General features: G+C 62.8%; 13 protein-coding genes. 12 read left to right on the top strand and 1 reads right to left on the bottom strand.

Annotation, left to right across the window (positions count from 1 at the left end):
• The first annotated feature begins 89 nt into the window (after positions 1–89).
• Positions 90–566, top strand: a complete 477-nt coding sequence (gene greA / locus B9Z01_RS03685; RefSeq protein ID WP_085480876.1) for a transcription elongation factor GreA — start codon at positions 90–92, stop codon at positions 564–566.
• Positions 567–586: 20 nt separating this feature from the next.
• The gene (locus B9Z01_RS03680; RefSeq protein ID WP_085481170.1) at positions 587–1,096 is read left to right on the top strand and encodes a DUF4149 domain-containing protein; all 510 of its coding nucleotides are present in this window, start codon (positions 587–589) and stop codon (positions 1,094–1,096) included.
• Between the two features lie 214 nt (positions 1,097–1,310).
• Here B9Z01_RS03680 and B9Z01_RS03675 read toward each other — a convergent pair whose 3' ends face one another.
• Positions 1,311–1,847 carry a YhbY family RNA-binding protein gene (locus tag B9Z01_RS03675; RefSeq protein ID WP_085480875.1) on the bottom strand — a complete coding sequence of 179 codons (537 nt, stop codon included), beginning with the start codon at positions 1,845–1,847 and terminating at the stop codon, positions 1,311–1,313.
• Between the two features lie 196 nt (positions 1,848–2,043).
• Here B9Z01_RS03675 and B9Z01_RS03670 point away from each other — a divergent pair, with 196 nt between their 5' ends.
• From B9Z01_RS03670 to phoB, 10 genes are all read left to right on the top strand, one after another.
• Positions 2,044–2,706: an RlmE family RNA methyltransferase gene (locus B9Z01_RS03670; protein WP_085480874.1), complete on the top strand. Its 663-nt coding sequence runs from the start codon at positions 2,044–2,046 to the stop codon at positions 2,704–2,706.
• A 189-nt stretch (positions 2,707–2,895) separates the two neighbouring features.
• Positions 2,896–4,785 (top strand): ATP-dependent zinc metalloprotease FtsH, encoded by a 1,890-nt coding sequence (gene ftsH, locus B9Z01_RS03665; RefSeq protein ID WP_085480873.1) that lies wholly within the window; start codon positions 2,896–2,898, stop codon positions 4,783–4,785.
• A gap of 170 nt (positions 4,786–4,955) precedes the next feature.
• Positions 4,956–5,768 carry a dihydropteroate synthase gene (folP, locus tag B9Z01_RS03660; protein ID WP_143808833.1) on the top strand — a complete coding sequence of 271 codons (813 nt, stop codon included), beginning with the start codon at positions 4,956–4,958 and terminating at the stop codon, positions 5,766–5,768.
• A gap of 29 nt (positions 5,769–5,797) precedes the next feature.
• Entirely contained in the window at positions 5,798–7,156 is a 1,359-nt protein-coding gene (gene glmM / locus B9Z01_RS03655; RefSeq protein WP_085480872.1) for a phosphoglucosamine mutase, read from the top strand.
• Positions 7,157–7,561: 405 nt separating this feature from the next.
• Positions 7,562–8,593, top strand: a complete 1,032-nt coding sequence (gene pstS, locus B9Z01_RS03645) for a phosphate ABC transporter substrate-binding protein PstS (RefSeq protein WP_085480871.1) — start codon at positions 7,562–7,564, stop codon at positions 8,591–8,593.
• A gap of 176 nt (positions 8,594–8,769) precedes the next feature.
• Positions 8,770–9,771, top strand: a complete 1,002-nt coding sequence (gene pstC / locus B9Z01_RS03640) for a phosphate ABC transporter permease PstC (protein ID WP_085480870.1) — start codon at positions 8,770–8,772, stop codon at positions 9,769–9,771.
• Positions 9,768–10,664: a phosphate ABC transporter permease PstA gene (gene pstA / locus B9Z01_RS03635; protein ID WP_085480869.1), complete on the top strand. Its 897-nt coding sequence runs from the start codon at positions 9,768–9,770 to the stop codon at positions 10,662–10,664. Before pstC ends, pstA begins: the two co-directional genes overlap by 4 nt.
• 17 nt (positions 10,665–10,681) lie before the next feature.
• The gene (gene pstB, locus B9Z01_RS03630; protein ID WP_085480868.1) at positions 10,682–11,530 is read left to right on the top strand and encodes a phosphate ABC transporter ATP-binding protein PstB; all 849 of its coding nucleotides are present in this window, start codon (positions 10,682–10,684) and stop codon (positions 11,528–11,530) included.
• Positions 11,531–11,558: 28 nt separating this feature from the next.
• Positions 11,559–12,263: a phosphate signaling complex protein PhoU gene (phoU, locus tag B9Z01_RS03625; RefSeq protein WP_085480867.1), complete on the top strand. Its 705-nt coding sequence runs from the start codon at positions 11,559–11,561 to the stop codon at positions 12,261–12,263.
• Between the two features lie 26 nt (positions 12,264–12,289).
• Entirely contained in the window at positions 12,290–12,991 is a 702-nt protein-coding gene (gene phoB / locus B9Z01_RS03620; RefSeq protein WP_085480866.1) for a phosphate regulon transcriptional regulator PhoB, read from the top strand.
• The last annotated feature ends 19 nt before the right edge of the window (positions 12,992–13,010 follow it).

The following is a 13,010-nucleotide window of genomic DNA, read 5'->3' as shown; positions in this document are numbered from 1 at the left end:
CCGGGTTTGTCCCGCGGCGGCGGCTTTCGCGGAATGCACTTAACCGCGGTGATTTTTTTTACGGCCGTTTTTTGCCTCCAGAGTTGTTTATGAGCACTATTCCATTGACTAAGCGCGGCGCAGACATGCTGCGCGATGAATTGCAGCGCCTCAAATCGGTTGAGCGTCCGGCGGTGATCAACTCGATCGCCGAAGCGCGCGCCCAGGGCGATCTGTCGGAAAACGCGGAATACGACGCGGCGAAGGAAAAGCAGGGTTTTATCGAAGGCCGCATCGCCGAAATCGAATCGAAGCTCGCGGGCGCGCAAGTGATCGACCCGTCACAGGTGGAGGCGGACGGCCGCGTGGTGTTCGGCGCGACGCTAGAACTCGAAGATCTCGACTCGGGCGCATCGGTCAAATACCAGATCGTCGGCGACGACGAAGCGGACATCGACCACGGCCTGATCTCGATCAGCTCGCCGATCGCACGTGCCCTGATCGGCAAGTCCGAAGGCGACGTCGCATCGGTGCAGGCACCGGGCGGCGTACGCGAGTACGAAATCATCGCGGTTAGCTACGTTTGAGGGTGACACCGGTGTCCGTGATGCCGCATCGGTTTTTCCGTCTTCTGACCGTGGTATGGGTCGGTAGTCTGCTGACTATCGGCTATGCCGTGGCGCCCGTGCTGTTCACGACGCTCGACCGGATCACAGCGGGCGCGGTAGCGGCGCAACTGTTTCGCATTCAGGGTGTGCTTGGCGTGGTGTGCGGCATTTTGCTGCTGGGGCTCGCCAATCTGCTGATTCGGCGTGGCAGCGGCGCATACCGCCGCTTGCGCTGGCTGATCGCCGGCATGCTCGTGTGCGTGCTGGTTGGATATTTTGCGTTGCAGCCGTTCATGAATGCGATGCGCATCGCTGCGCTCGACGCGGGCAGCGATGTCGGCCATTCGGTTTATGCGACGCGCTTCGGCATCCTGCACGGCGTGTCGAGCCTGTTCTATCTGGTCGAGAGCCTGCTGGGTCTTGCGCTTGTGTGGTTGTTGCCGGTGGGCGCCGGTGCGGTGGCCGCGGAAGAGGGCGCTCGCGGTGTCGTGGGGAAGGTGGCGGGCTGAGCTCGTGTGCGGCTGATTGTCGCCTTGCTGGCCGATGCCTTGTTTGCAGCTTGTCTGCCGCTTGTGTTGCCCGCGCTGTTATCGTCTGCTGATGGATCGCTGCCGGTGCTGTCGGCTGAGCGCCATCCATCACGCACTCAGCCATTCATTCCGCATTTATTTCTGATAGCTCGCTGTATAAGGCACGGACAAAGTCCGCACCTTCCGTCACCGCTTACTTCGACGACTGATGCGAGCGCTTCGCGCTGGTTTGACGCTTCTTTGCGCGCTTGATGTTGCCGCCTTGCGTGACTCGTTCATTGCCGCGCACGAGCACCGCTTTTGCCCTCGGCTTGCGCATCGGCACATCCGTGGGCTTGACGACCTTGACGACGCGCGGCGCGGCTCCCTTGCCCGGCTTCGCTTCAACGGCGGCTTCGCGAGCGCTCGGCAAAGCGCCGCGCTTCGCCTTCGCCGCCGGTTGCGCCGGTTGCGTCGATTCCGGCTTCCAGATCACGAGCAGCTTGCCGATATGCTGGATCGGTGCGGCGTTCAGTTCGTCGCAGATCTGTTCGTAAATGGCGAGGCGCTCCTCGCGTTCGTCGCCGAACACGCGGATCTTGATGAGTTCATGAGCGGCCAGGTGAACCTTGATCTCGGCGAGCACAGCGTCGGTCAAGCCCTCGGCGCCGACGAGCACGACAGGTTTGAGCGCATGTGCCTGGGAGCGCAACTCGGCGCGTTGGTCGGAAGAGACTTTGAGGGCTGGCATGGAAAGTGGGAGACTCGACTAAAATGGCGGCACCTGTGTTTCCGCCCGATCGACGAACGATTCGGACGGCTTGATTCAACAGGGCGCGCGTCGGAACAACAGAATCGCGGATTGCCGCCAGTCTGGCGGTGGCCGCGCGAATTAACCGCGTATTATCCCCTAAAGCGCGACACGACGCAGCAAGAGTTCATCTTTAATGGCAAAAAACAAGTTCAATACCGCGTGGCTGCACGACCACATCAACGACCCGTACGTCAAAATGGCACAGCGGGAAGGTTATCGCGCCCGCGCGGCCTACAAGCTCAAGGAAATCGACGAGCAGGACAAGCTGATTCGTCCGGGGCAGGTGATCGTCGACCTCGGCTCCACTCCGGGCAGCTGGAGCCAGTACGCACGCAACAAGCTCGCGGGCGGCACACAGCGTAACGCCGAGCGGGAGGGCGGGATCGACGGCACGATCATCGCGCTCGATATCCTGCCGATGGAGCCGGTGGCCGACGTTCACTTCATTCAGGGCGATTTCCGCGAAGACTCGGTGCTGGTTCAGCTCGAAGAATTGGTCGGAGAGCGCCAGGTGGACCTTGTAATTTCGGATATGGCGCCCAACCTGTCGGGAGTGGCGGTCGCGGATGCCGCGCGGATCGAGCATTTATGCGATCTCGCGCTCGAATTTGCGCAAAATCACCTCAAACCGGATGGCGCCCTTTTAGTCAAATGTTTTCACGGCAGCGGTTATAGCCAGATTGTCGAAAAGTTCAAACGCCAGTTCAAGGTGGTGGCGGCCCGCAAGCCGAAGGCGTCGCGGGATAAATCGTCAGAAACATTTATTTTGGGTAAGCATCTGAAGCGTCCCGCGTAGGGGCGCTTCGAGACGGTTCCGCTTCTGCCGATAAATGGCCGAATACGCCGGAGACCGGCGTCAAAACGGCCCGCTACCCTATTTTCATGGTAGCGAAAGCTTATGGCAGGGGTCTGCGGACTGGATTAGAATGCTTTAGTGGTGCCGCAAGGCAAATGTAGGCGCCCGTCTAAGTGAAGGAGTGGTGCTTTGAACAACAATATGTTTTCGAAGGCAGCAGTGTGGCTGGTAATCGCACTGGTGCTGTTTACGGTGTTCAAGCAGTTCGACAAGCCCCGTGTCCAGGAAGGCGTTTCCTATTCGCAGTTCATGGACGACGCGAAGAACGGCAAAGTCAAGAACGTCATTGTCCAGGGGCGGAACCTCACGGTCACTCCAGCAGACGGCCAGAAATACCAGATCGTGTCGCCCGGCGACATCTGGATGGTCGGCGATCTGATGAAGTATGGCGTCCAGGTGAGCGGCAAGGCCGACGACGAACCCAATGCATTGATGTCCGTGCTGTATTACCTCGGGCCGACGATTCTGATCATCGGTTTCTGGTTCTACATGATGAGGCAGATGCAGGGGGGCGGCAAAGGCGGGGCCTTCTCGTTCGGCAAGTCGCGCGCGCGGCTGATCGACGAGAACAACAACGCAATCAATTTCACCGATGTCGCCGGCTGCGACGAAGCCAAGGAAGAAGTGTCCGAGTTGGTCGACTTCCTGCGTGATCCGCAGAAATTCCAGAAGCTCGGCGGCCGTATTCCGCGCGGCGTGCTGCTGGTTGGCCCGCCGGGAACCGGTAAGACGCTGCTTGCGCGCGCTATCGCGGGCGAGGCCAAGGTGCCGTTCTTCAGCATTTCTGGTTCGGACTTCGTCGAAATGTTCGTTGGTGTCGGCGCGGCCCGTGTGCGTGACATGTTCGAGCAGGCGAAGAAGCATGCACCGTGCATCGTGTTCATCGACGAAATCGACGCGGTCGGTCGTCATCGCGGCGCCGGCATGGGCGGCGGCAACGACGAGCGCGAGCAGACGCTGAACCAGATGCTCGTCGAAATGGACGGTTTCGAGGCGAACTCAGGCGTTATCGTGATCGCCGCAACGAACCGTTCGGACGTGCTCGACAAGGCGCTGCTGCGTCCGGGCCGTTTCGACCGCCAGGTGTATGTGGGCCTGCCCGATATTCGCGGCCGCGAGCACATCATGAAGGTGCATCTGCGCAAGGTGCCGATCTCGAACGACGTCGACGCGGCGGTGATCGCGCGCGGCACGCCGGGCTTCTCGGGTGCCGATCTCGCGAACCTCGTGAACGAGGCGGCCCTGTTCGCGGCGCGCCGCGGCAAGCGCATCGTCGAAATGACGGACTTCGAAGACGCGAAGGACAAGATCTTCATGGGTCCGGAGCGCAAGTCGGCGGTGATCCGCGAAGAGTCGAAGCGCGCTACGGCGTATCACGAGTCGGGCCATGCGGTGATTGCGAAGCTGTTGCCGAAGGCCGATCCGGTGCACAAGGTCACGATCATTCCGCGCGGCCGGGCACTCGGTGTCACGTGGCAGTTGCCGGAACACGACAACGAAACGTATTCGAAGGACTACCTGCTTGATCGCCTCGCGATCCTGTTCGGTGGCCGTGTCGCCGAAGAACTGTTCCTGAACCTGATCAGCACGGGCGCGTCGGACGACTTCAACAAGGCGACGCAGACGGCTCGTGCAATGGTCGCCCGCTTCGGTATGACCGACGCGCTCGGACCGATGGTCTACGTCGACGACGAAAACGACGCTTCGCCGTTCGGCCGCGGCTTCACGCGGACCATTTCGGAAGCGACGCAGCAGAAGGTCGACGCGGAAATCCGCCGTGTGCTCGACGAGCAGTACAACCTCGCGCGTCGTCTGCTGGAAGAGAACCGCGACAAGGTTGAAGCCATGACCGCCGCGCTGATGGAGTGGGAAACGATCGACGCCGATCAGATCAACGACATCATGGCAGGTCGTCCGCCGCGTTCGCCGAAGAGCTCGCCGCCGTCGGCAAGCGACACCTCGTCGGGTGGCAGTACGGGTACCGAGGTCAAGCCAGGCAGCGCGACCGCCCCGGCCTGATCGGCAGCCAGTAGAAAGTGCGGGCCGGTGTGTAGCACACCGGCCCGTTTTGCATTTACCCGTTCCAAGTGAAGCACTGCTACGTGTCGAAAATCGATTCCTCTTCCGTTCCCCTTCCAGAGCCGCTGCAATGCGGCCGCTTCAAGCTGACCTTTGAACGCCCGTTGGTCATGGGCATTCTGAACGTCACGCCAGATTCTTTTTCCGACGGCGGCAAATACGCGATGCGCGGCGATGCGCTGCGGCAGGCCGAGCGCATGATGCTCGACGGCGCGGACATTATCGATATCGGCGGCGAATCGACGCGGCCTGGCGCGCCGCCGGTTCCGCTCGACGAAGAACTGGAGCGCGTGCTTCCGCTCGTCGAACAGTTGCGCGGCGCGAACGTACCGTTGTCGATCGACACGTACAAGCCGGAAGTGATGCGTCACGCGTTGAATGCGGGCGGCGACATGATTAACGACATCTGGGGTTTCCGGATGCCCGGCGCGATCGACGCGGTGCGCGACAGCGACTGCGGCCTTTGCGTGATGCATATGCTCGGTGAGCCGCAGACCATGCAGCTCGGCGAGCCCGAATATGAAGACGTTGTAAGCGAGGTGCGCCGCTTCCTCGAGGAGCGCGTGACGACGTTGCAGCAGGCGGGGATTGCGCGCGCGCGCATCAGCGTCGACCCGGGTTTCGGCTTCGGCAAGGCCGTGGTCGAGCACAACTACGCGCTACTCGCGCATCTGCGGGACACGGCCCCGCGGGCCGCGTCGCCGTATCCGATTCTCGCGGGCATGTCGCGCAAGTCGATGGTCGGCGCAGTGGTCGGGCGGCCGGCGCCGGAGCGCGTGGCCGGCAGCATCGCCGCGGCGGTGTGTGCGGCCGAGCGGGGCGCTGCGATTTTGCGCGTGCATGACGTCGCACAAACAGTCGATGCATTGAAAGTATGGGCAACCCTGCGCAACGCGGCGAATTCGAGCCGCACGCATGGTTGAACCCGCAGCTACATAGAGGAAGATAAAACATGACACGTCGTTACTTCGGAACGGACGGGATTCGGGGCAAGGTCGGTGAAGGGCCTATCACGCCGGAATTCGTCTTGCGGCTCGGCTATGCGGCCGGCAAGGTGCTCGCGGGCTCGGACCATTGGGCCAGAACCGGCACCCGGCCGACCGTGCTGATCGGCAAGGACACGCGCGTGTCCGGCTATATGCTCGAAGCCGCGCTCGAATCGGGCTTTTCGGCAGCCGGCGTCGACGTGATGCTGGCCGGCCCGATGCCGACGCCCGGCATCGCCTACCTCACGCGTGCGCTGCGGCTCGCGGCGGGCGTGGTCATCAGCGCATCGCATAACCCGTACTACGACAACGGCATCAAATTCTTCTCCGCCGACGGCAACAAGCTGCCGGACGAGGTCGAGGCGCAGATCGAGGAGCAACTCGAACTGCCGCTCGCCTGCGCGGCCTCCGAGCAACTGGGCAAGGCGCGGCGTCTCGACGACGCGGCCGGCCGCTATATCGAGTTCTGCAAGAGCACGTTCCCCGCGGCGTACGACCTGCGCGGCATGAAGCTCGTCGTCGATTGCGCGCATGGTGCCGCTTATGACGTGGCGCCGCACGTGTTCCACGAACTCGGCGCGGAGGTGATTCCGATCGGCGTCGCGCCGAACGGCTTCAACATCAACGACGGCGTCGGCGCAACGGCGCCCGACGCGCTCGTGCGCGCGGTGCGTGCGAATCACGCAGACCTCGGCATCGCGCTCGACGGCGACGCCGACCGTCTGCAGATCGTGGACGCGGCCGGCCGCCTGTATAACGGCGACGAGCTGCTGTATGTGCTGGTCAAGGACCGCATCGCGACCAACGGTCAGGTGGAAGGCGCGGTCGGCACGCTGATGACCAACATGGCCGTCGAAGTCGCGTTGCAGAACGCCGGCGTGAAGTTCGTGCGCGCCGCGGTGGGCGACCGCTACGTGCTCGAGCAGTTGCGCGAGCACGGCTGGCAGCTCGGCGCGGAAGGCTCGGGCCATATTCTCTCGCTCGACCGCCATTCGACCGGCGACGGCATCGTCTCCGCGCTGCTCGTGCTGGCGGCGATGCAGCGCAGCGGCAAGTCGCTCGCGAACCTGCTCGAGGGCGTCATGCTGTTCCCGCAGAAGCTCATCAACGTGCGTATGAAGCCCGACGCCGACTGGAAGGGCAGCGAATCGATCCGCCGCGCGATCAAGTCGGCTGAAAGCGCGCTCGACGGCCGCGGCCGCGTACTGATCCGCGCGTCGGGCACGGAGCCGGTGCTGCGCGTGATGGTCGAGGCGCGCAACGTCGACGATGCCGTGCTGCATTCGGAGGCGATCGCCAAGGCAGTGAGGGAAGCGACTGCTTAATCAGCATGCGGGCAGCGGGGCGACGGTAATGAGGTCCCGCTGCCTGCCTCGTCGCCGCCGCCAGAATGCGGCAAACGCGCGGCCGACCGCTCCCGAACGCCTTCGGCCGAGCAAACCCTCATCCCGCATCACCCGCCAAAAAACCGTCGCAACCCGCCTGCCAACCTCACACAAATTTCCCGCGCAAACGTTCGCGCCCCATCTTTTTTCGCCTAACTTATAAAGCGACGCCGCCTGTATCAACGGAGCGGCGATTCGTCCGTCCAGGCACCTTTCACGCGGTAATGTGACTGTCACATCTGTTTCACGGTCAGTCATGTTTTTGTCATAAAGAGACCCTAAGCTTCGCGGTGTTCGTGTTTCACGCTCACACCACACACACGCTTACACTCGCTTGGAGGTCTCATGAAATTGATGCAAACCGTGTTCGCTGGCGTCGCTGGCGCGGTCTTCGCAATCGCAGCGCAAGCCGCAGACATTACCGGCGCGGGCAGCACGTTCGCAGCACCGATTTACACGAAGTGGGCCGACGCTTATCAGAAGTCCGGCGGCGGCAAGGTTAACTATCAAGGTATCGGTTCGTCGGGCGGCGTGAAGCAGATCGTCGCGAAGACCGTCGATTTCGCCGGCTCGGACGCTCCGCTGAAGGACGACGAACTCGCCAAGGAAGGCCTGTTCCAGTTCCCGACGGTGGTCGGTGGCGTGGTGCCGGCAGTCAACGTGCCGGGCGTGAAGCCGGGTGAACTGGTCCTGTCGGGTGAAGTGCTCGGCGACATCTACCTGGGCAAGATCAAGAAGTGGAACGATCCGGCGATCGCGGCGCTGAACCCGAAGGTCAAGCTGCCGGATCTGGACATCGCCGTGGTGCGCCGCGCCGATGGTTCGGGCACCAGCTTCATCTGGACGAACTACCTGTCGAAGGTCAACCCGGAATGGAAGGCGAAGGTCGGTGAAGGTTCGACGGTCAACTGGCCGACCGGCACGGGCGGCAAGGGCAACGACGGCGTCGCGGCGTTCGTGCAGCGTCTGCCGGGCTCGATCGGCTATGTCGAATGGGCGTACGCGAAGCAGAACCACATGAACTACGTCGCGATGAAGAACGAATCCGGCGCTGTGGTTCAGCCGCAAACGGAAACGTTCAAGGCGGCAGCGGCTGGCGCGGACTGGTCGAAGTCGTTCTACCAGATCCTGACGAACGAGCCGGGCAAGAACGCATGGCCGATCGTCGGCGCGACGTTCGTGCTGCTGCACACGGCGCAGGACAAGCCGGCGCAAGGCACCGAGACGCTGAAGTTCTTCGACTGGGCGTTCAAGAATGGCGCTCAGGCTGCGAACGACCTCGACTACATCTCGCTGCCGGAGTCGGTGGTGTCGGAAATCCGCACGCAGTGGAAGCAGAAGATCAAGGACGCATCGGGTAAGCCGATCGCCGATTGAGCGAAGCATGGCGTCACCTGGCATAGCGGCAGTCCGCCGCCGTGCCAGGGCCGCAAATTGGCCGTCCTCGCGAGAGGACGGCCAATGCATTGAACCGGCATCCGCTGCCGCATCACCGGCCGCGCAGCACGGGCGGCCCGGTAACTGGAACAGGTCAACAGGTCCATCAGACTCTCATGTCCGATATTCATCTAGCGTCCGGTGCAAGCCGGGCCACCCCGCCTGGCAGCGCGTCGCAGCAGAAAGCGCCTGGCCGCTCCGGTGACGTGATCTTCGGCGGCCTCGTTCGCCTTGCCGCCATCGTCACGCTGCTGCTGCTCGGCGGCATCATCGTCTCGCTCATCATCTCCTCGATGCCGTCGATCCGCGAGTTTGGTCTCGCGTTTCTGTGGACGGCGGTCTGGGATCCGCCCAGCAAGCAGTTCGGCGCGCTCGTGCCGATCTACGGCACCATCGCCACCTCGCTCATCGCTCTCATCATCGCGGTGCCGGTCAGCTTCGGCATCGCGCTCTTTCTGACCGAACTCTCACCCGCCTGGCTGCGCCGGCCGCTCGGCATCGCTATCGAGCTGCTCGCCGCGATTCCGTCGATCGTGTACGGCATGTGGGGTCTGCTCGTGTTCGCGCCGATCTTCGCGCAGTGGTTCCAGAGACCGCTCGGCGCGGTGCTCGGCGGCATTCCGATCGTCGGCGCGCTGTTCGCGGGGGCGCCGATCGGCATCGGCATTCTGTGCGCGGGCGTGATTCTCGCGATCATGATCATTCCGTACATCGCCTCGGTGATGCGCGACGTGTTCGAAGTCACGCCGGTGCTGCTCAAGGAATCGGCGTACGGCATCGGCTGCACGACGTGGGAAGTGATGTGGAGGATCGTGCTGCCGTTCACGAAGACCGGCGTGATCGGCGGCGTGATGCTCGGCCTCGGCCGCGCGCTCGGCGAGACGATGGCGGTCACGTTCGTGATCGGCAACACCAATCTGCTCGACAACATTTCGCTGTTTTCGCCGGGCAACAGCATCACGTCGGCGCTCGCCAACGAGTTCGCGGAAGCGGACCCGGGCCTGCATACGTCGGCGCTGATGGAACTCGGCCTGATCCTGTTCGTGATTACATTCATCGTGCTGTCGATTTCGAAGATCATGCTGCTTCGCCTCGAAAAAGGGGAGGGCGCGAAATGAGCGAGTCCTCTCTGAACATGCCGGGCCTGAAGGACGCGGCGACGCTCGAAGCGATGCGCACGCGTCTGCAACGGCGCCGCCGTTTGACGAACGCGATCGCGCTGACGCTTTCGCTCGCCGCGATGGCGTTCGGTCTGCTGTGGCTCGTGTGGATTCTCTATACGACGTTGCGTCTCGGTATCGGCGGTCTGTCGGTCGAGTTGTTCACGCAGTCGACGCCGCCGCCGAACACCGACGGCGGCGGGCTTGCCAACGCGATCGTCGGCAGCCTGATGCTGGTGGCGCTCGCGACCTTCGTCGGCACGCCGATCGGCATCATGGCGGGCGTCTATCTCGCCGAATACGGCCAGAAGGGCTGGCTTGCGAGCCTCACGCGCTTCATCAACGACATCCTGCTGTCCGCGCCGTCCATCGTGATCGGCCTCTTCGCGTACGCGCTCGTGGTGGCGAAGATGGGGCACTTCAGCGGCTGGGCCGGTGTGTTTTCGCTCGCGCTGCTGCAGATTCCGATCGTGATCCGCACCACGGAAAACATGCTCAAGCTCGTGCCGAACGCGATGCGCGAGGCGGCCTTCGCGCTTGGCACGCCGAAGTGGAAGATGGTGCTGTCGATTACGTTGAAGGCGTCGATCGCGGGCATCGTGACCGGCGTGCTGCTCGGCGTCGCGCGGATTGCCGGCGAAACCGCGCCGCTGCTCTTCACCGCGCTGTCGAACCAGTTCTTCTCGCTCGACCTCGGCCAGCCGATCGCGAACCTGCCGGTCACGATCTACAAGTTTGCGATGAGCCCGTTCGCGCAGTGGCAATCGCTCGCGTGGGCCGGCGTCTTCCTGATCACGCTCGCGGTGCTGGGACTGAATATCCTCGCGCGCACGATCTTCTCGAACAAGTAAGGGCGGAGTGTAATCCGATGAATATGGCAGAAACTCAACTCAATACCGTCGAGCGCGTCGCTGCGCCGGCCGGTTCCGATCCCGCGCAAAGCGGCCAGGCCCAGGTGCCGGCGCGTCCGAAGATCGAGGTCAACGACCTGAACTTCTTCTACGGCAAGTATCACGCGCTGAAGAACATCAATCTGGCGATTCCCGAAGGCAAGGTGACCGCGTTCATCGGCCCGTCGGGTTGCGGCAAGTCCACGCTGCTGCGCACGTTCAACAAGATGTACGCGCTCTATCCGGAGCAGCGCGCCGAGGGCGAGATCCTCATGGACGGCGAGAACCTGCTGACCACGCGCCGCGATATTTCGCTTTTGCGCGCGCGCATCGGCATGGTGTTCCAGAAGCCGACGCCGTTTCCGATGTCGATCTACGACAACATCGCGTTCGGCGTGAAGATGTTCGAATCGCTGTCGCGCTCGGAAATGGACGACCGCGTCGAATGGGCGCTCACGAAGGCGGCGCTGTGGAACGAAGTGAAGGACAAGCTCGGCCAGAGCGGCTATGGTTTGTCGGGCGGCCAGCAGCAGCGCCTGTGCATCGCGCGCGGCATCGCGATCCGTCCTGAAGTGCTGCTGCTCGACGAGCCGTGCTCGGCGCTCGACCCGATCTCCACGGGCCGCATCGAGGAACTGATCGCCGAGCTGAAGAGCGACTACACGGTCGTGATCGTCACGCACAACATGCAGCAGGCGGCCCGCTGTTCGGACTACACTGCCTATATGTACCTCGGTGAACTGATCGAATTCGGCGACACCGAAAAGATCTTCATCAAACCGGTCCGCAAGGAAACCGAGGACTACATCACTGGCCGCTTCGGCTGATCCGCCGGGCAATACAACGGAGTACGACATGTCCGATAAACATCTGTCCAGCCAGTTCGACGCCGACCTGAATCTGGTTTCGTCGAAGGTGCTCGAAATGGGCGGCCTCGTCGAATCGCAGATCGTCAACGCGATGCAGGCGCTCAACGAATTCGACCTCAACATCGCCGAGCAGGTGATCGCGGCCGAAGAACGTCTGAACAGGATGGAAGTCGAGATCGACGAGGAATGCAGCAACATCATCGCGCGCCGTCAGCCGGCCGCGCGCGACCTGCGTCTGCTGATTGCGATCTCGAAGACCATCACGAACCTCGAACGCGCCGGCGACGAAGCCGAGAAGATCGCGAAGCGCACCAAGCGCCTCATGGAAGACGGCGCATCGCGCACGATCAACATCGCCGAGATCAAGCTCTCGGGTGAGATGGCCGTGACGATCCTGCGCCGCGCGCTCGACGCGTTCGCGCGCCTCGACACGGTTGCGGCCGCGCAGATCGTGCGCGACGACAAGGCGATCGACGAGGAATTCCGCGCTTTCGTGCGCAAGCTGATTTCGTATATGACCGAAGATCCGCGGTCGATTTCGGTGGGTCTCGACTTCCTGTTCATCGCCAAGGCGATCGAGCGGATCGGCGACCACGCGAAAAACATCGCCGAATTCATCATTTACATCGTGAAGGGCACCGACGTGCGGCACCAGTCGCGCGACGCGCTCGAACGCGAAGCGCTCAGCTAATCCAGAGATAAGGAACAGAGGTGCCGATGCCCAGCAGCATTCTCGTCATTGAAGATGAGCCCGCCATTTCCGAACTGATTTCGGTCAATCTTCAACACGCCGGACACTGCCCGATTCGCGCGTACAACGCAGAGCAGGCGCAGAACCTGATCAGCGACGTGCTGCCCGACCTCGTCCTGCTCGACTGGATGTTGCCGGGTAAATCGGGCATTTCGTTCGCGCGTGATCTGCGCAACAACGAGCGCACGAAGCACATTCCGATCATCATGCTGACCGCGCGCGGCGATGAGCAGGACAAGGTGCTCGGCCTCGAGATCGGCGCCGACGACTACGTAACGAAGCCGTTCTCGCCGAAGGAGCTGATGGCGCGCATCAAGGCGGTGCTGCGCCGCCGCGCGCCGCAACTGACCGAAGACGTGGTCGCGATCAACGGCCTGAAGCTCGACCCGGCCACGCATCGCGTCGCCGCGCACGCGGAGGGCAGCGAGATCAAGCTCGATCTCGGCCCGACCGAATTCCGTCTGCTGCACTTCTTCATGACGCACCCGGAGCGCGTGCACAGCCGCACGCAACTGCTCGATCAGGTGTGGGGCGACCACGTGTTCGTCGAGGAACGCACGGTGGACGTGCACATCAAGCGCTTGCGCGCGGCACTCAAGCCGGCCGGGTGCGATGCTATGATTGAGACGGTACGCGGTAGCGGCTACAGGTTGGCGAAGAGCGCCTGAAAGCCGTGGGCGGCACACC

It is taken from the genome of Paraburkholderia susongensis (assembly GCF_900177725.1).
Taxonomy (GTDB): domain Bacteria; phylum Pseudomonadota; class Gammaproteobacteria; order Burkholderiales; family Burkholderiaceae; genus Paraburkholderia; species Paraburkholderia susongensis.
This window is presented reverse-complemented; position numbering and strand designations above follow the sequence as displayed.